At 71.7% G+C, this 17,482-nt stretch carries 14 protein-coding genes; 8 read left to right on the top strand and 6 right to left on the bottom strand.

The window, feature by feature from the left end; genetic code table 11:
* Window positions 1–22: 22 nt before the first annotated feature.
* Window positions 23–1,552, bottom strand: coding sequence for an amino acid permease (locus tag ACFWYM_RS24840; protein WP_384841217.1), 1,530 nt, complete (start codon window positions 1,550–1,552; stop codon window positions 23–25).
* Window positions 1,553–1,655: 103 nt separating this feature from the next.
* Window positions 1,656–2,591: a hypothetical protein gene (locus ACFWYM_RS24835; RefSeq protein ID WP_384841499.1), complete on the bottom strand. Its 936-nt coding sequence runs from the start codon at window positions 2,589–2,591 to the stop codon at window positions 1,656–1,658.
* 969 nt (window positions 2,592–3,560) lie between these two features.
* On the opposite strand from ACFWYM_RS24835, the gene nirB reads away from it, so the two are divergent.
* Entirely contained in the window at window positions 3,561–6,353 is a 2,793-nt protein-coding gene (gene nirB / locus ACFWYM_RS24830; RefSeq protein WP_384841214.1) for a nitrite reductase large subunit NirB, read from the top strand.
* On the opposite strand, the gene ACFWYM_RS24825 is transcribed toward nirB, so the two are convergent.
* Both ACFWYM_RS24825 and ACFWYM_RS24820 read right to left on the bottom strand, forming a co-directional pair.
* A complete protein-coding gene (locus ACFWYM_RS24825) occupies window positions 6,301–7,404 on the bottom strand; it encodes a sensor histidine kinase (RefSeq protein ID WP_384841212.1) in 1,104 nt (367 codons plus the stop codon). The genes nirB and ACFWYM_RS24825 overlap by 53 nt on opposite strands.
* On the bottom strand, window positions 7,397–8,092 hold the full coding sequence (locus ACFWYM_RS24820; protein WP_384841209.1) for a response regulator transcription factor: 696 nt from the start codon (window positions 8,090–8,092) through the stop codon (window positions 7,397–7,399). Before ACFWYM_RS24820 ends, ACFWYM_RS24825 begins: the two co-directional genes overlap by 8 nt.
* Window positions 8,093–8,179: 87 nt before the next feature.
* Between ACFWYM_RS24820 and ACFWYM_RS24815 the strand changes: the two genes are divergently transcribed.
* From ACFWYM_RS24815 to ACFWYM_RS24805, 3 genes are all read left to right on the top strand, one after another.
* Complete coding sequence (locus tag ACFWYM_RS24815; protein WP_384841206.1) at window positions 8,180–8,776, top strand: M15 family metallopeptidase; 597 nt, start codon at window positions 8,180–8,182, stop codon at window positions 8,774–8,776.
* Between the two features lie 23 nt (window positions 8,777–8,799).
* Window positions 8,800–9,870, top strand: coding sequence for an endonuclease/exonuclease/phosphatase family protein (locus tag ACFWYM_RS24810; protein WP_384841496.1), 1,071 nt, complete (start codon window positions 8,800–8,802; stop codon window positions 9,868–9,870).
* Between the two features lie 273 nt (window positions 9,871–10,143).
* Window positions 10,144–10,668, top strand: a complete 525-nt coding sequence (locus ACFWYM_RS24805; RefSeq protein ID WP_384841203.1) for an HPP family protein — start codon at window positions 10,144–10,146, stop codon at window positions 10,666–10,668.
* Between the two features lie 114 nt (window positions 10,669–10,782).
* Here ACFWYM_RS24805 and ACFWYM_RS24800 read toward each other — a convergent pair whose 3' ends face one another.
* Window positions 10,783–11,766 carry a GlxA family transcriptional regulator gene (locus ACFWYM_RS24800; RefSeq protein WP_384841200.1) on the bottom strand — a complete coding sequence of 328 codons (984 nt, stop codon included), beginning with the start codon at window positions 11,764–11,766 and terminating at the stop codon, window positions 10,783–10,785.
* A 133-nt stretch (window positions 11,767–11,899) separates the two neighbouring features.
* Here ACFWYM_RS24800 and ACFWYM_RS24795 point away from each other — a divergent pair, with 133 nt between their 5' ends.
* From ACFWYM_RS24795 to ACFWYM_RS24780, 4 genes are all read left to right on the top strand, one after another.
* Window positions 11,900–12,544, top strand: coding sequence for an HD domain-containing protein (locus ACFWYM_RS24795; protein ID WP_384841197.1), 645 nt, complete (start codon window positions 11,900–11,902; stop codon window positions 12,542–12,544).
* The gene (locus tag ACFWYM_RS24790; protein WP_384841195.1) at window positions 12,541–13,005 is read left to right on the top strand and encodes a nuclear transport factor 2 family protein; all 465 of its coding nucleotides are present in this window, start codon (window positions 12,541–12,543) and stop codon (window positions 13,003–13,005) included. Before ACFWYM_RS24795 ends, ACFWYM_RS24790 begins: the two co-directional genes overlap by 4 nt.
* A gap of 88 nt (window positions 13,006–13,093) precedes the next feature.
* Window positions 13,094–13,897 carry an alpha/beta fold hydrolase gene (locus tag ACFWYM_RS24785; protein WP_384841192.1) on the top strand — a complete coding sequence of 268 codons (804 nt, stop codon included), beginning with the start codon at window positions 13,094–13,096 and terminating at the stop codon, window positions 13,895–13,897.
* 277 nt (window positions 13,898–14,174) lie between these two features.
* Window positions 14,175–15,299, top strand: coding sequence for a S1 family peptidase (locus ACFWYM_RS24780; RefSeq protein ID WP_384841189.1), 1,125 nt, complete (start codon window positions 14,175–14,177; stop codon window positions 15,297–15,299).
* A gap of 169 nt (window positions 15,300–15,468) precedes the next feature.
* Here the strand turns inward: ACFWYM_RS24780 and ACFWYM_RS24775 are convergent, their stop codons facing one another.
* Entirely contained in the window at window positions 15,469–17,238 is a 1,770-nt protein-coding gene (locus ACFWYM_RS24775) for a DUF4157 domain-containing protein (protein ID WP_384841186.1), read from the bottom strand.
* Between the last annotated feature and the right edge of the window lie 244 nt (window positions 17,239–17,482).

The following is a 17,482-nucleotide window of genomic DNA, read 5'->3' as shown; positions in this document are numbered from 1 at the left end:
TGCGGCATACGGTGTCGCCTCCTCAGATGATGCCCTCGAACTGTCTGTCCTCGGTCGGAGAACTCGAGCGGGGCACGCGGTAGGAGTCGCGTCCGAAGCGTCGCCACAGGGCCGCTATGAGGAAGGCCACCACGACGGCGACGGGGGTGTAGTTGAAGGTGGTGGCGGTGATCGGGCTGCTCTGCGGCAGCAGGAACAGCACCGTGACCGCGGCCGCCCACACCACCGCCACCCAGCCGATCGGCCGGCTCCAGCGCCCCAGGTTCCAGGGCCCCGGGGAGAATCGGTCGCGGTGGAGCAGGCGCAGCAGCACCGGGATGGCGTAGGCCGAGGTGAATCCCACGACCGAGATGGCGGTCACCGCCGCGAACGCCGCCGGGGAGTACAAGGACGGCAGCGCGAGCACGAAGGCCACGGCGACCGCGAGCCAGACCGCGTTGGCGGGGATGGCGGTGCGGCGGCTGATCTTCTTCCAGAGCCCCGACCCGGGCAGGGCACCGTCCCGGGCGAAGGCGTAGATCATCCGGCTGGCGCTGGCGGTCACGGTGTAGCCGCACAGGAACTGGGCCACGATGATCACCAGCAGCAGGGCCTTGGCCGCCGCCATGCCCAGCGCGTCCAGAAGGATCTGCGCCACCGGTACACCGGTCGGTCCGGACAGGGTCGTCGCGTAGTCCTGGACGGCGAACAGCAGCGTGGTCAGCAGGATGCCGCCGGCGATCCAGGACACCGCCACCGAGCGGAAGATCCCGCGGGCCGCGGCGACGGAGGCGTGGTTGGTCTCCTCGCTCAGGTGGGCCGAGGTGTCGTAGCCGGCCAGGGCGAAGACCGGCAGCAGCATGCCAAGGAGGATCACGTACACCGGCGCGCTCCAGCCGGTGTTGTTGGTGAACTCGGAGAAGACGAAACCGGCCGACTGGTGGTGGGAGGGCACGAGTGCCAGGGAACCGATGATGACGACGGCCCCTGCCAGGTGCCACCACGCGCTCAGGGACGTCAGGATGTTCATCAGCCGGGTGCCGAAGAGGTTCAGGACCGCGTGCAGCGCGAGGATGACCGCGTACAGGGCGAGCAGGGAGCCCGGGGCCGGCGTGTATCCGAACTGCAGGTTCATCCAGGCGGCGGTGAACGTCGCGATGCCGTAGTCCTGGGCGGCGATCCCACCGAGCAGGCCCAGGAGGTTGAGCCAGCCGGTGTACCAGCTCCACCGCTCGCCGCCGAGCTGGCGGGCCATGTAGTACAGGCCGCCGCTGGTGGGGTAGCGGGAGGTGATCTCCGCCAGGGCGGCGGCCAGGCACAGCACCAGCGGACCGACGGCGAGCCACCCCCACGTGATCACCGCGGGGCCTCCCGAGTTCAGCCCGTAGCCGAACAGCAGCAAGGTCCCCGACATGATCGAGATGACCGACAGGGAGGCCGAGAAGTTACCGAAAGCCCCCATCCGGCGGTGCAGTTGCTGGGTGTAGCCCAGCGACTGGAGGATGCGTGCGTCCTCCGCGTCGTCGTCGACCGGGTTCGACTGCTGCTGGCGCGGTGTTCTTACCGAGGTCATGGGTTCTCCGCACAGGAAGGCTGGGACAAGGGGGTGCAGGCGGGGCGGCTGCCGGACCGCCGGGGGGACGTGGCGGCGCCCGCCCGCGAGGCCGGGGCGGCGGTCACGGGCGTTCTCCCGTGTACCGCGGGCGGGATCTCAGGCAGGCGTGGCGGTCCTCCTCGAATACCTTCCGCCACCGGTCCTCGGGGTGCCGGGCGTCGTACTGCCACGGGGCGGGCGTGGCGAAGTCGCCGATGGCGTCGAACACTTCGGTGGCCCAGTGGGCGAAGCCGCCCCGCACCAAGGCGTAGGCGAGGTAGTTCAGATCCATCTGGGAACTGGTGGCCGGATCGCACTTCCGGAACCAGCCCTCGTATGCCTGTGTGACGGACCGAGTGGTGTCCTCCCTGGTCCACAGGAGGTTCAGCATGCCCTCGGCACCGTTGTCCCGTCGCTCCCGGTGCTCCTGCACTCTGGCGTAGAGGGGCAGCAGAAGCAGGGGCGAGTCGGGCGGTGCGAAGGAGACCGTCCAGCGGGCGAAGTCCGTCGCGACCGCCTGGCGGCCCGCCGGCCCCGGGCGGGCCTGAAGCGCCTGGGACATGCGGTGCCATGCCTCGCGGTTGAACGGATCCCGTCGGTGCGCTTCCCCCAGCAGGCCCCATGGTCCGCCGGGCAGCAGATACTCATGGGGTGGCGGAGCCACGTGATGCTCCGGGTGACGTCCCGTCATGTCCGTTTCGGCCAGGGCCAGGCGGCAGACCCAGGGCACCGAGTCGTCGGGATTCCCCTCGGCTGCCCTGTGGCACGCCTCCCGGGCGCGGGCCACCAGCCTCTCCAGATCCCCTGCCCGCCGGTAGTCACGCGCCCAGTTCCTCCGGTGGGCCTGCAGCACCCGTTCGGTGGCGACCCTGGCGTACATCACCCGGGCAGCGAGGCTCTCCGGTTCCTCCTTCAGCCATAACTCCACCACGTTGGCCTGGGCTGCGACGACGCCCAGCACCTGAGTGCGGGACGTCCACTGGGGCCAGTTGCCCGTTCGGGCAAGCACCTGCCGCATCTGCATCCAGTAACCCGCCTGGATGTCTTGCACTGCCGTGTAGAGGTCGGTGTCTCGGCTGACCGGGCACAGGCCGGGTCGCAGAGGGCCGTCAGCCGGAGCCGCTGGAGACGCAGGTAGGGGCGGTCTGAGTTCCTTCACGCGGGGACCGGCCGGTTCGGACGTCGCTGCCGAGACCTGGTGGCGCGTCCGACGGGCAGCTGCGGGCCGCCGCCATGAGCGCTGCGGCTCGCCGGGCGGTGGGAGCACGACACCGAACGGTGTGCACGGGCGAGCATAGGCAGAAGGACCCTTGGGACGGTTGGGACGGTCGGGACGGGGTGGCACGGTTGACAGATACCTAAGTGCCTGAAGAGGCGCATGACCAGAGCATCCCAAGATTGCTGGGCTGCTCAGATGCAGGTTTCGGCCAGGCGGCAGGCGAGCGTCGCGATCTGTGACCGCGACCCGCCGGCCGCCGCACTCGGACAGTGCGCGGGCGGACGTTTCGCGGACCCGCGGCGACCGGCCGGACAGTGCTTCCTCGTCACCGGTGGACGCCGGTGCCTCCCGTCGCGCCGGGTCGACCACTCTCCGACGGAGGAGCACAGCACCGTCAACGTGCCTGTGGGTCAGGCGAGTTGCCCCTGGGGCAGTCGAGTCGAAACGTGCTGATGGTGCGCAGGTGCCGTGAGGGGCACTGTGTTCAGGTGTGCAGGGTGTCCTGGTGACGGTCTTCCAGGCGCGGGAGCATTCGGCCAGTTCGATGCGGTCGTCACTGGCTGTGAGCAGGCGCGGATCGGAGCGTGCGGATGGGGCGTCTGTGGGCGTTCAGATGCTGACCGACGCGAGGACAGCGAACGGCCCCCTCCGCGCCCGACCTAGGTCCCTGGAGGAGAGGACCTTCGCTGGCCGGAGGGCGGGCAGGGCGGTTCTAGCGTCGAGCGCGGGAGGCATGTCCACCCTTCGGCGCGACGAAGCGAGGTCCACGTGACACAGGGTCCGGTCCGGGAGCTGATCCTCATCGGCCACGGCATGGTGGGGCAGCACCTGCTGGAGATGCTCGCCGAACGCGGTGCGCTCGTCGGTGGGGGGAGCGAGGCGAGCGGCCCCTGGCGGGTGACCGTACTCGCCGAGGAGGACATCCCCGCGTACGACCGGCTCCATCTGTCGTCCCTCTTCTCCGGTACCGGTGCGGACGCGCTGCGCCTGGGTCCGCCCGACTTTCTCGACCGGCACGGGGTGCGGCTGCTGCTGGGGGAGGCGGCCGAGCGGATCGACACCGCGGCGCGCACCGTGCATACGGCCCGTGGGCGCACCCTGCGCTACGACGCCCTGGTCCTCGCCACCGGCTCGGTGCCCTTCGTGCCTCCGGTTCCCGGAGCCGACGCCGAGGGCTGCTTCACGTATCGGACCCTGGACGACGCCCGCGCGCTGCGTGCCTATGCGGAGGGCCGGGCCACCGGTGTCGTGATCGGGGGTGGGCTGCTGGGGCTCGAAGCGGTGGGAGCGCTGCGGTCGTTGGACCTTGCTCCGTGTGTCGTCGAGTCGGCGGAGCGGCTGATGCCGCTGCACGTGGACGACGGGGGTGCGGCCGCGCTGCGGGGGAGGGTCGAGGCGCTGGGCGTCGCGGTGCACACCGGGGTCGCCGCGCGGCGCGTGGTGGTGGACGGTGCGGGGCGGGTGGCCGCGGTGGAACTGGCCGACGGGCAGCGGATCGTCGCCGACCTCGTGGTCTTCGCGGCCGGGATCCGGCCGCGCGACGGGCTGGCGCGGGCGGCGGGGCTGGGGGTGCGGGACGGCGGCGGTATCGCCGTGGATGCGTCGTGCCGGACCTCCGACCCGGCGGTGTACGCGGTCGGGGAGTGCGCGCGGTTCGAGGGCGCGGCGGTGTGCGGGATGCTGGCGCCGGGCTACCGGATGGCCGAGACCCTGGCCGCGGTGCTGGCCGGGGCGCCGGAGCCGCAGCCGGGGAGCGGAGCCGATGGCTCGGCGCGGCTCAAGCTGCTCGGTGTGGAGGTGGCGTCGTTCGGCGACCCGTTCGCCTCGCAGGAGGAGGGCGCGGTGGCGATGGTGTCCTCCGACGTCCGGTCCGGGGTGTACAAGAAGGTGCTGCTCGGTCCGGACGGGGTGCTGCTCGGCGGCGTCCTCGTCGGTGACACCGCGGCCTACGGGACCCTGCAGGCGTACACCGGGCGGGAGTTGCCGGGACGGCCGGGCGACTACCTCGCTCCCGGCGCGGCCGGTGGATCCGCGGCGCCCGGGGAGCTGCCGGACGACGCGGTGGTGTGCAGCTGCCACCACGTGACCAAGGGGCAGGTGACCCGGGTCGTGCAGGAGCGGGGGCTGTCCGACGTCGACGGGATCAAGCAGCACACCCGGGCGGGTTCGAGCTGCGGCGGCTGCCTGCCCGCCCTGGAGACGCTGCTCGAGGGCGAGTTGCGCGCCCGCAGCGCACACCACCGGCGGCGGCTGTGCGAGCACTTCGAGCTGTCCCGGCCGGAGATCTACGCCCTCGTACGGGATGAGCGCATCCGCTCGTTCAGCGAGCTCGTGGCGCGCCACGGCAGCGGCGAGGGATGCGCGGTGTGCAAGCCGGTGGTCGCGAACATCCTGGCCACCCTCGCCCCCGAGCTGGGGCTCTCCCACATCCTGGAGGGCGAACAGGCCGCTCTGCAGGACTCCAACGACCTGTTCCTCGCCAACTTGCAGAAGGACGGCACGTATTCGGTGGTGCCGCGCATCCCTGGGGGAGTCATCAGCGCGGCGAAACTGGTCGTCCTGGGGGAGGTGGCCGAGGAGTTCGGGCTCTTCACCAAGATCACCGGAGGGCAGCGGATCGACCTGTTCGGCGCCACCGCCGAACAGCTGCCGCTCATCTGGCGGCGGCTCGTCGACGCGGGCTTCGAGTCGGGGCACGCGTACGGGAAGTCGCTGCGCACCATGAAGTCCTGTGTGGGCGCGCGGTTCTGCCGGTTCGGGCAGGGGGACACCATGCGGCTCGCCATCGACCTGGAGCTGCGCTACCGCGGACTGCGCGCCCCGCACAAGATCAAGGGCGGCGTCTCCGGCTGTCTGCGCGAGTGCGCCGAGGCCCGGGGCAAGGACATCGGCGTCATCGCGGTCGCCGGCGGCTGGAACCTCTACGTCGGCGGCAACGGAGGCTCCCGCCCCCGCCAGGCGGACCTGCTCGCCAAGGGGCTGACACAGCAGGAACTGGTGCGGCTGCTCGACCGGTTCCTCATGTACTACGTCCGCACCGCCGACCGGATGCACCGCACCGCGACCTGGATCGACCGCCTGGACGGCGGGGTCGAGCACCTGCGCGAGGTGCTGGTCGAGGACTCCCTGGGCCTGTGCGCCGACCTCGAGGCACAGATGGAGCGGCACGTCGCCGCCTACCGCGACGAGTGGCGGGCCGTGCTCGACGACCCCGCCGCGCTCAGCAGGTTCGGGGCCGTCGACTTCGGCGCCGCTCCGGATGTGCTGGAGCCGGGCCGGGGCCGGGCCGTGGTGCTGCCCGACGGGCGGGAGACCGCGATGTTCAAGACGCGGGACGGCCAGGTGTACGCCATGGACAACACCGACCCGGTCTCCGGAGCGAAGGTGATGGCGAACGGCATCGTCGGCGACAAGGACGGCGTCCCCGTGGTGACCTCGCCGATGTACAAGCAGGTCTACGACCTGCGCACCGGCCGGGAGTTCCACGTCGGCCGCACGATGCTCCCGGTCATCCCTCTCGGAGAGCGGCCTGCGGGGACGTCGCGGGCAGCTCCACGGTGATCCGGATCCCGCCTGCGGGGCGCGGGGTGAGGGTGAGCGTGCCGTCGTGCGCCTGCGTGATGGTCTTGACGATGGCCAGGCCGAGGCCGACGCCCGCGTGGTCGCTCTGAATGCGGTCGGTGCCGCGCCGGAAGGGTTCGGTGAGCGTCGCGGCCAGCTGCGGGCTGATCTGCTCGCCGGTGTTCTCGACGGTGAGCACCACCGATGCGGGGCGGACGCCGGTGGTGACCCGGACGGTGCCCCGCGCGGGCAGGTTGTGGACGATGGCGTTGTGCACGAGGTTCATCGTCAACTGCAGCAGCAGCGTGTGCGAACCGGTCGTCGGGGTGACATCGCCGCTGGTCTCCAGGGTGACGCCCCGCTTCTCCGCGAGCGGGAGGAGCGTCTCGGTGGCCTCTTCCGCCAGGAGCGACAGATCGACGGGCTCCCGGGTGAAGGAGCGCTGCTCGGCGCGGCTGACCAGGAGCAGCGCCTCGGTGAGGTCGATCGCCCGGGTGTTGACGGCGCTGAGGCGGTCGACGAGCTCACCGGGGTCGCGGCCCGGGTCGGTGCGGGCCACGTCGAGCAGCGTCTTCGAGATCGCCAGGGGGGTGCGCAGCTCATGGGAGGCGTTGGCCGCGAACCGCTGCTGTTCGGCGACGTGCGCTTCGAGTTGTTCGAGCATCGCGTCGAAGGCGTCGGCGAGTTCGCGGAACTCGTCCTTGCGGCCCGGCAACCGGATGCGGTGGGACAGCGATCCGCGCGCGGCCATCCGGGCCGCGTGGGTGATGGGGGCCATGGGGGCGAGCATGCGTCCGGCGAGGATCCATCCCCCGAGCAGACCGAACACCAGCAGGAACGCCATGGCCCCGGCCGCCACCGGGGCGAAGGAGTGCAGGAACTCCGTGCCCGGGGACCTGACCCACGCGCCCTGCTCGTTGGTCGTCAGCCACCGGGCCTTGAGGAGGACCAGCGCCACGGCGGCGAGCAGCAGGACGCCGGCCAGCATGAGGAACCCCGCGTAGCTGAGGGTCAGCTTGAGACGGACGCTCGGCCCGGACTCCCTAGCCATGTGCGCCCCCGTCGCGTCCGGCCCCCGGCGGCGTCTCGATGCGGTAGCCGACGCCCGGCACGGTGGCGATGATCCAGGGCTCGCCGAGACGCTTGCGCAGGGCGGAGACGGTGATGCGCACGGCGTTGGTGAACGGGTCGGCGTTCTCGTCCCATGCCCGCTCCAGGAGCTCCTCGGCGCTGACCACACCGCCCTCGGCCGCGACGAGGACTTCGAGCACCGCGAACTGCTTCCTGGTGAGCGCGACATAGCGGCCGTCGCGGAAGACCTCTCGGCGGAACGGGTCCAGGCGCAGCCCCGCGATCTCCCGCACGGGCGGCCTGTTGTGGGCACGTCGGCGGTCGAGCGCGCGCAGCCTGAGTGCCAGCTCCAGGAGCTCGAACGGCTTGGTGAGGTAGTCGTCGGCGCCGAGTTCGAACCCGGACGCCTTGTCGTCGAGGCGGTCGGCGGCGGTGAGCATGAGGACGGGCATGCCGCTGCCGGAGGCGACGATGCGCTGGGCGATCTCGTCGCCGGACGGGCCGGGGATGTCGCGGTCGAGGACGGCGATGTCGTAGGTGTTGACGCTCAGCAGCTCCAGAGCGGTGTCGCCGTCACCGGCGATGTCGGCCGCGATCGCTTCCAGGCGCAGGCCATCGCGGATGGCCTCGGCCAGATAGGGCTCGTCCTCGACGATCAGCACACGCATGCTCCCGATGCTACGAGCCGGTCCATATCGTCCACATATCGAAAACCGCATACGTGCCGACAACACCGCACTGCCTTGACTGGCGGCATGACTCGAAACCCACCGTCAGCACGGACATCGATCTTCCGGATCCGCTGGCTCCTCGTCGTCGTCCTGATAGTCGTCGTGGCGGCGCTCACCGCGGCCTTCACGTACGAGACGCGGACGTCCTCGTCCGGCTCTTCCGGCTCCTCCCTCGCCGACGGTGTCGTCCCCGACGGCGTGACGGTCTTCGACGACGAGACCCCGGCCGTCACCAACCTCGACGCGGATCTGCTGGGGGCCCTCCGCCGGGCGGCGACGGACGCCGCGGGCAACGGGATCGAGTTCTACGTCAACAGCGGATGGCGTTCCCCGCAGTACCAGGACCGGCTCCTGAGCAAGGCGATCTCCAAGTACGGGTCCAGGGCCGAGGCCGCCCGATGGGTGGCCACCGCGACGACCTCCCCGCACGTGTCCGGCGACGCGGTCGACCTAGGCCGCTCCGAAGCGACGGCGTGGCTGTCCGCGCGCGGCGCCGCGTACGGGCTGTGCCAGATCTACCGCAATGAAGCCTGGCACTACGAGCTGCGCCCCGAGGCGATCGACCACGGCTGCCCGCGCATGTACGCCGACCCCACCCAGGACCCGAGGATGCAGAAGTGACCAGCAGTGAACGAGGACAGACGATGGAGCAGACGGACGCCAAGGACACAGTGGATACGGCGGATACGGCGGGTACGGCGGCGGTCGTGGCGGAGACCGAACAGCCGCCGGGGCGCTGGAAACAGCGGCCGGGACCCTGGAAGCGCGGCTTCGTGTGCGCGGCGCTGGCGCTGCTGCTGGGCCTGTTCATGCTGCTGCACGCGCAGATCACCGACCGCGGGGGCCTCGGCAGCCTGGTGGAGTCCCTGCTGCCGTGGTTCGGCGTGTTCATCCCGGTGCTCCTCGCCGGGGCACTGTGGCGCCGCTCCGCCACGGCACTGGTCGCGCTGCTGCTGCCCGCCGCGGTGTGGCTGAACCTCTTCGGCGGGCTGCTCACCGACAAGTCGCAGACGGGCGGCGACCTCACCGTGGCCAGCCACAACGTCAGCGCCGAGAACCCCGACCCGGCCGCCACCGCCCGCGACCTGGCCGCCTCCGGTGCGGACGTGCTGGCCCTGGAGGAGATCAGCACGCAGGCCAGGCCGGTGTACGAGAAGGGCCTGGCGAAGGCGTACCCGCACCACACGGTGATGGGCACGGTCGGGCTGTGGAGCAAGCTGCCGCTGTCGGACACCCGCCCGGTCGACATCCAGCAGGACGTCGGACCCCTGGGCGACGCCAAGCCGGACGCCGTCAAGCTCGTCGACGCCCGGGCGCTGCGGGCCACAGTGGCCACGAAGAAGGGCCCGCTGGCGGTGTATGTGGCCCACTTGGGATCCGTGCGGGTGATGCCCAGGGGCGGCTTCTGGACGGACTCGCGCGACCGCAACGCAAAGGCGCTCGCCGACGCCCTCGCCACCGAGCGGAACAAGAGGATGGTGCTGCTCGGCGACCTGAACGGCACCACGGACGACCGCGCCCTGGACGGCATCACCTCGCAGCTGCGCTCGGCCCAGAGCGAGGCCGGGAACGGCTTCGGCTTCACCTGGCCGGCGAAGTTCCCCATGGTGCGGATCGACCAGATCCTGGTCCGGGGTGTGGTGGCGGAGAGCTCGCGGGTGCTGTCGGCGACGGGCAGCGACCATCTGCCGGTGGCGGCCGGGATCAGCTGGTGAGCCTCCGCGCCTTCGCGTCCCGAGCTCCGGCTTCCCCCTGGCGGGTACTCAGCTCGGGGCTCGGGGTCGGCACCCCCGTCGTCGTACGGGAAAAGGGGCCACCCGCGGCGTCTGGATCACCCGCTGGTTAGATAGGAGGCCGGACTGCGCCGCCCCTACCGGAAGATCGGCGCAAGGTCAGCCACGTCGATCACGGGGCGCGCTGCGCTCAGCACGGGACCGCTCCTTCCTGCCTGCACGTCAGGGCCCCCAGGCCCAGGTCCCGAGAGACGCATGACCCTCAACACCCCATCGCGCCCGGCTGTTTGGCGCGCCCTCGCCGGACGCGCCCCCGCCCGCCCCGGCCACCGGCACACCCTGCACGCCACGGCCTCCGCCATATCCGTGCTGCTGCTCCTGGCCGCCACCGGCGCCGTCCTGCACGAACCGCTGCTCATCCCGCCGCTCGCGGCCAGCGCCGCCCTCGTCCACAGCACGCCCACGCTCCCGCTCGCGCAGCCCCGCAGCCTGATCGGCGGGCACCTTCTGTCGGCGCTCCTGGGCTATCTGGTGCTGGCCGTCTGCGGCAGTTCGACGTGGGCCGCCGCACTGGCGGGCGGACTGGCCCTGGGCACCATGATGATCACCAGGACCCCGCACTCCCCGGCGGCGGCCAGCGCCGTCATCGTGGTCCTCCAGGAGCCCGCCGCACCCCGCTTCCTGACGCTCCTGACGACCGCGACCCTCCTCCTGGTCGGTGCGGGCATCGTCGCCGGCCGGGCCAAGCACGCGCCGCGCTACCCGGTCTACTGGTGGTGACCGCTCCTCCCGCTCCGCAGCTGCGCCGTGCGCCGAACGACGGCGGGAAGCCCGTCACCGTCCCGCCCCGTCACCGTGCCGCACTCGCCCCGCCACCGTGGCGCCCCCGCCCCATCACCGTCCCGCCCCCGCCCCGGCGCTGCGGAACCTCGCCCGGTACTCCGACGGCGTCACCCCGAGCCGCCGCATGAAGGCACGGCGCAGTGACTCGTCGCTGCCGAGGCCCGACCGCCGCGCCGCCGACGACACGGGCTCCCCGGCCTCCAGGAGTCCTTGCGCGGCCTCGCACCGCACCGCCTCCACGTACGCCGCGGGCGTCTGCCCGACCTGATCGGTGAACAGGCGGGTGAGGTGGCGCACGCTCACCCCCGCGCGGGCGGCGAGCACCGGGCCCGAGTGGTCGGCGGCCGGGTCGGCGTGGATCGCGTCGAGGACCACCCGCAGCACGTCGTGGCGCGGGCGCGGCGTGCGGGCCGGGACCGAGAACTGAGACTGCCCGCCCGGCCGTTGGAGGAAGACCACCAGGTCGCGGGCGACCTCGCGGGCCAGCTCCGGGCCCTCGTCCGCCTCGACCAGCGCCAGACAGAGGTCGATGCCCGCGCTGACCCCGGCCGAGGTGAACACGCGGCCGTCGCGCACGTAGATCGCGTCCGGCTCGACGGCGGTACGGGGATGGGCGCGGGCCAGCAGCGCGGCGTGCCGCCAGTGGGTCGTGGCGCGCCGGCCGTCGAGCAGCCCGGCCCGGGCGAGCACGAAGGCGCCGGTGCACACGGACGCCACCTGGCCGGAGCGGGCCGCCAGGTCGCCGACGGCGGTCAGCAGCGGCTCCGGTGCCGGTCGCAGCGGCAGGTCGGGGGAGCCCGGGACGATCAGGGTGTGCGGGGAGCCGGGCGCGTCCGCCGCGCGGTCGGGCACCAGACGGGTGCCCGAAGAGGCCGTCACCTCCGCGCCGTCGGGGGAGCAGAGGACCACCTCGTAGGCGGCGCCGAGCGCGGCCGCGGTGGAGAACACCTCGAGCGGCGCGGTCACATCGAGCAGACGGACACCGTCGTAGGCGAGGACCGCGATGGAGCGGGGCGACGGGAGCTTCGAGGACATGGGAAAAGGCTAGCCGATCACCATGTCCAAATGTGTGGGGTCCCTGTCCATATAGACATCGCGGGCGGCGGCCCCGCCGCGCCAGGCTGGTGTCCAGCAGCACAGCAACGTACTGACCTGAACTGGAGGCACCATGACCGCGGCCCTGCGCATCGCCGGCGTGGACATCCCCGGCAGCGGACTCGCCCGCGAGGCCACCGAACTCGTCCGCGAGTGCGCCGGCGACCTGCTCTACGACCACTCCCGGCGGGTCTACCTGTGGGCGGCGCTCGCGGGCACGCGCCGCGAACTCGGCTTCGACCCCGAACTCCTCTACGTCGGCGCGATGTTCCACGACCTGGGCCTCACCGAGAAGTACCGCACCGACCACCAGCGCTTCGAACTCGACGGCGCCGACGAGGCACGCCGCTTCCTCGCCGCCCACGGCATCCCGGAGGACGGCGTCCGCCGCGTCTGGACGGCCATCGCCCTGCACACCACCCCGGGCATCCCGGAGCGGATGGAGCCCGAAGTGGCACTGGTGACCGCCGGGGTGGAGTTCGACGTCCTCGGCATCGGGCTCGACACGGTGCCGGACGCCGTCCGCGCCGAGGTCGTGGCGGCGCACCCGCGCCCCGACTTCAAGCGGCGCATCGTGCGCGCCTTCCACGACGGCATCGCGCACCGGCCGCAGACCGCCTTCGGCAACGTCAAGGCGGACGTGCTGGCGCGCCACACCCCCGGCTTCGTCCGCACCGACTTCGTCGACGTCATCGAGAACTCGGGGTGGTCCGAGTGAACACCGCACCCGCCACGGACGCCGCCCCCGAGGCGCCCCGCCCGCCCCTGCCGCCCTTCACCGAGGCCGACGCCCTCGCCAAGGTCCAGGCGGCGGAGGACGCGTGGAACACCCGTGACCCCCACCGCGTGGCCCTCGCCTACACACCCGACTCCCAGTGGCGCAACCGCGACACCTTCCTGAGCGGCCGGGCAGCGATCGAGGACTTCCTCACCGCGAAGTGGCAGCGCGAACTGGACTACGCGCTGCGCAAGGAACTGTGGACGTACGGGGAGAACCGCATCGCGGTCCGCTTCCAGTACGAATGGCACGACGCGGCCGGCCAATGGTGGCGCTCGTACGGCAACGAACTGTGGGAGTTCGACCCGAACGGCCTGATGCGGCGGCGCGAGGCGAGCATCAACGACGTGCCGATCGACGAACAGGAACGCAGCATCTTCGGGCCGCGTACGAAGCCGTGACCCTTCCCGCAGAACCGGGGGCCGTGCCCTTCTCGCAGACCCGGGGGCCGTGACGTGTCCGTCGGCCGTGCGGCGCAGAATGAGCCGCATGGCCGACCTCGTCGCACCCTCCGCCGACGGCACGCCCGTCACCGCTCTCGACGACGGCAGCGGGCCCCCGCTGCTCCTGGTGCACTGGGGTGCCGGGAGCGCCAACTGCTGGGACAGCGTGGCGCGTTCGCTCATCGGAGACTTCCGGGTGGTCCGGGTCGCCCGCCGCATCTACGTCCCCGGGGCGGTCGTCCCGCAGGGCTACTCCATGGCCGTCGAGGCGGCGGACGTGCTCGCGATCGCCGCGCGTCTCGACCGGCCCGTGCTGCTGGTCGGGCATTCCTCAGGGGCGGTCGCTGCGCTGGAGACGGCGGTGCGGGCGCCCGAGGTGTTGGCGGGCCTGGTTCTCTACGATCCGCCGGTCCCCACCACGTCGTCGGTCGGAGCGGGGGCGGCCCGGCGTGCCCGCGCGGCCCTCGACGCCGGGGACTTCCACGAGGTGATGCGGATCCATCTGCGCGACATCGCGCAAGAACCCCCGGAGGTGGTGGCGGCGCTGACCGCGGACCCGAAGACGCGGGCCGCGTACGCCGCGAAGGCGGAGGCGGGCCTCGCCGACACCGACGCGATCGACGCGCTCGGTGTCGGCGTCGACCGCTTCACTTCGCTCCACGTGCCGACCACCCTGGTGGAGGGCGAGCACAGCCCGGCCCACCTGCGCGAGCGCATCGCCGACCTGGCGGCCGCCCTGCCGGACGCGTGGGTCGTCACACTCCTCGGGCAGGGGCACGCCGCTCACCGCACCGCTCCCGAGACGCTGGCGGATGTGATCCGGGAGGCGGCGGGGCGGGCCTTCGGCTGACAACGGGGCCTTGAAGCAAGCACGTTCCGGTACGCGGGTCACCAACTCCGGTGCAGCGGCGCCCAGTTCCGGTGGCGGGCTGCACGAGATTGCCCGAATCGCGTCGCGGTCCTGGCATGGACCTGCTCGCGATCCCTCGCTAGTCTCCACACCGCCACCGCCTGAGAGCGCTCTCAGGCCGTGCCGTTCCACCCCACACCGCTGGAACAACGAAAGGCCGATCCGCATGAGACGTACGAGACGTACGAGACGTACGAGAACGAGAGCACTGCGCTCCATGCTGTCCGCGCTCCTCGTCACGGGCGCCTGTGCCACGGCCGGATTCGTCCCCGCATCCGGTGCGAACGCCGCCCCGCAGGCCGGGCGCGCACCGGCGTCCGATGGTGTACTCACCGCCATGCAGCGGGACTTCGGGCTCACCCGGAGTGCGGCCGTCGACCGGCTCGCCACGGAGAAGAAGGCCGCCGCCGTCGAGAAGAGGGCCCGGTCCGCGGCCGGGTCCGGCTACGCGGGCTCCTGGTTCACCCCGCGGGACGGACGCCTGACCGTCGCCGTCGCCGACCGGAGCAAGGCCGCGAAGGTGCGGGCCACCGGTGCGGCCGTCGAAGTCGTCACCCACAGCGCCCGGCGCCTCGACGCGGCCAAGAAGCACCTGGACGCCCTCAAGGCCCCGGCGGGCGTGGCCAGTTGGCGCGTCGACTGGAAGGCCAACCAGGTCGTCGTGGAGGTCCTCGCCGACCAGCGTCGCGACAACGATGTCAAGAGCTTCCTGGCGCGGGGGCACCGAGCGGGACCGGTGTCCGTCCAGGTCACGCACCACAAGCCCGGCACCCTCGCGGCCGGCACGGTCGGCGGGGACCCGTACTACACCGGCAACGTCCGCTGCTCCATCGGGTTCTCCGTGCACGGCGGCTTCGTGACCGCCGGGCACTGCGGCGGGGCGGGCCAGGGAGTCAACGGCTGGGACGGGTCGTTCATCGGCAACTTCCAGGGTTCCTCGTTCCCCGACAACGACTACGCCTGGGTCAACGTCGGCAGCGGGTGGTGGACCGTCCCCGTCGTCCTGGGCTGGGGCACCGTCTCCGACCAGCTCGTGCGCGGCTCGGGCGAGGCCCCGGTCGGCGCCTCCATCTGCCGCTCCGGCTCCACCTCCCACTGGCACTGCGGCACCGTGCTCGCCAAGAACGAGACCGTCAACTACAGCCAGGGCGCCGTCCACCAGATGACCAAGACGAACGCGTGCGCCGAACCCGGCGACTCGGGCGGCTCGTTCATCAGCGGCGACCAGGCCCAGGGCGTCACGTCCGGCGGCTGGGGCAACTGCGGCAGCGGGGGAGAGACCTGGTTCCAGCCGGTCAACGAGATCCTCAACCGGTATGGCCTGACCCTGCACACGGCCTGACCCTGCACACGGCGTGACCCGCACCGAGGGGCCGGCGGGCCGAGGGCCGGTGCGGCGGAGTGCGGCGAGTCGAGTCGAGTCGCGGCCCTGGGGCCGGCCCCGCTGCAGACGGTGTGGGCGGAGCCGGACGTCTGACCTCGCGCCTGCGTGAAGCGGGCTGCGGTGCCGGTCAGTCCACCTCTCCCGAGTCGGACGAGCTGGTCTGGGACTGTCGTTCGCGGGCGAGCCGGTCGGCGACCTCTTCCGCGGTGCCGGGGCCGGGAATCATGCCGCGCATGGGGCCTTCCGCGAGAGGGCGCATGCGCTCCTTCCGGTCGTTCAACCGCTGTTCCTGGTGGCTCGCTATCCCTTCGTTGGTGGCCCTGGGATTCGCGACGGCCTGGTGGACCGCGCCTGCCACGGTGAGGAAGTTCGTGGGGACGGCTTTACCGGTGATGGACTTCCACACTTCGGCCGCGAAGGTCGTGCAGTTGTGCGCGGTGAAGTGGTAGGTGTCGTTGGACTTGCTGTGGATGAGGTGATACCCCTGGACGATTTCCCGCAGAGTCACATTCTTCGACTCATGGTTGGTGGCGCCGTACTTGGCGATCGGGTCGGGGCAGAGAACGCCGCCTGCCGTCGGCAGGAGTGTCAGGCCGTTCCGTTCGACCGGGAAGAAGCCGAAGGTGACCCGCACCCCGTCGGATCCGGTGACTTCCATCCAGGCATGACCGCCACCGATGGCCTCGTTCGCGGTCACGCTGAACGTGACCTTCAGCTTCTTGTTGAGACCGTTCTCATGCATGTCGTTCAGCAGCAGGGCGCGTAGCGGGTCCAGCTTGTCGTTCTCGGGCAGTTCGGGAAAGGGATCTTCGAACTGAGCTCCCGCCCCCTGCTCCCGCGCCGGGGGTCCGGCCGGCCTCTCCGGCGAATCGGAGTCGGATTCCGGGACCATTCGCCTGACTCGGCGGAATTGCGGACCGTCTTGCGCGAGCCTGTCCGTCTGCTCTACAAGGTCGGCCAAATCCTGTGGCTCAAGATCTTCCGGGAGTTGGCCGAGGAGTTCTTCCGGCGCCGGGCCACCCTGCGCCGGGCGTCCGGCCGGCCTCTCCGGCGAATCGGAGTCGGAATCCCGGCGCACCCGCCTGACCCGGCGGAATCGCGGGGCGTCTTCCCCGAGCCTGTTCAGTCTGTCCGCAACGTCACCCAGGTCCGCTCCTTCCCCCAACTGACGTCGGATGTGGTCCTGGAGCTCGCGCCGCTCCGGGGAGCTGTCGGCGTCCCGGCCGCTGTCCTGCTCGGGAGCGGATTCGTCGGCTTCGTACTCCCCGCTGTTCCGGCGGCCGCGCGGGTTCTCCATGCGCTGGACGGAGACACCCCCGTCCGTGCTGCGCTGCACTGCCCCGCCGGGTGCGCCCGCACCGGGTAGCGCGAGGTCGGGCGCCTCGCCCCGGGCCAGCTTCTTGCCGTTGGCGCCGGCGCTCTGCTCGAAGGGGTCGTGCGGATCGGAGACCTTCTCGCCCTTGCCGTTGCTGCGGCCGGGCACGGGCCCCAGCGCCTGCTGGCGTACGTGGTCGACCTCTTCGAACATCACCTCGTCGCTGACGCGGTCCGAGCCCAGCACGATATGGGGGCCGGTGGTGTAGGCCAGGGCGTCGAGGTCTGCGGCCGAGTGCTGGGCGACGGCTTCGTTGTGCACGCGAACGTGGCCGAAGCCCATGCCGTAGGCCGCTTCGGCGCGCTGCCGGATACGGGACTCCAGCGGGCGGGAGGGGGAGTCGATGGCATCGGGGACCGACACCCGACGCTGGACCGGCGTGTCCCCCGCGGCGACCCGCTCGGTTCCGCTCCCCTCGGTCCCGTGCTCGGTCCCGCTCTGCTCTCCTGCGGCCTGTTCCCCTCCGGTCTGTTCTCCTTCGGCGGGATGCTCGGCCCGTGCCCGCTGGATCGCGCGGGTCACCGCGGTGTTCCCCGCGGTCTGTTGGAGGGCGAGGAGCGGGGGAAGGGAGACGGCGGCCGGCCTGGGCGGGGTGCGTGAACCGCTGCGGTCGGTAGTGGAGTCGCTCCGTGCCTGGCCACGCATGCGCGGGTCCCCTCTGCGCTTCGTTGGGCGAGGGCTTGTCCCCTTTCCCCGACCGGCTATGTCTACCCGACCGGCCATGCGGAGCAGAGAGGGCCGCAGGGGCAGGAACGAGGGCACTTAT

The sequence above is a fragment of the Streptomyces sp. NPDC059009 genome, assembly GCF_042740175.1.
In the GTDB taxonomy this organism is placed as follows: Bacteria; Actinomycetota; Actinomycetes; order Streptomycetales; family Streptomycetaceae; genus Streptomyces.
The sequence above is the reverse complement of the archived record's forward strand: the minus strand, read 5'-3'. Positions and strand labels throughout refer to the sequence as shown.

Excerpts from the sequence above, each read along its gene's own strand:
- ACFWYM_RS24840 (WP_384841217.1), bottom strand. The coding sequence starts at position 1,552 with ATGACCTCGGTAAGAACACCGCGCCAGCAGCAGTCGAACCCGGTCGAC.
- ACFWYM_RS24835 (WP_384841499.1), bottom strand. The coding sequence starts at position 2,591 with ATGCGGCAGGTGCTTGCCCGAACGGGCAACTGGCCCCAGTGGACGTCC.
- ACFWYM_RS24825 (WP_384841212.1), bottom strand. The coding sequence starts at position 7,404 with ATGGCTAGGGAGTCCGGGCCGAGCGTCCGTCTCAAGCTGACCCTCAGC.
- ACFWYM_RS24820 (WP_384841209.1), bottom strand. The coding sequence starts at position 8,092 with ATGCGTGTGCTGATCGTCGAGGACGAGCCCTATCTGGCCGAGGCCATC.
- ACFWYM_RS24815 (WP_384841206.1), top strand. The coding sequence starts at position 8,180 with ATGACTCGAAACCCACCGTCAGCACGGACATCGATCTTCCGGATCCGC.
- ACFWYM_RS24810 (WP_384841496.1), top strand. The coding sequence starts at position 8,800 with ATGGAGCAGACGGACGCCAAGGACACAGTGGATACGGCGGATACGGCG.
- ACFWYM_RS24805 (WP_384841203.1), top strand. The coding sequence starts at position 10,144 with ATGACCCTCAACACCCCATCGCGCCCGGCTGTTTGGCGCGCCCTCGCC.
- ACFWYM_RS24800 (WP_384841200.1), bottom strand. The coding sequence starts at position 11,766 with ATGTCCTCGAAGCTCCCGTCGCCCCGCTCCATCGCGGTCCTCGCCTAC.
- ACFWYM_RS24795 (WP_384841197.1), top strand. The coding sequence starts at position 11,900 with ATGACCGCGGCCCTGCGCATCGCCGGCGTGGACATCCCCGGCAGCGGA.
- ACFWYM_RS24785 (WP_384841192.1), top strand. The coding sequence starts at position 13,094 with ATGGCCGACCTCGTCGCACCCTCCGCCGACGGCACGCCCGTCACCGCT.
- ACFWYM_RS24780 (WP_384841189.1), top strand. The coding sequence starts at position 14,175 with ATGCTGTCCGCGCTCCTCGTCACGGGCGCCTGTGCCACGGCCGGATTC.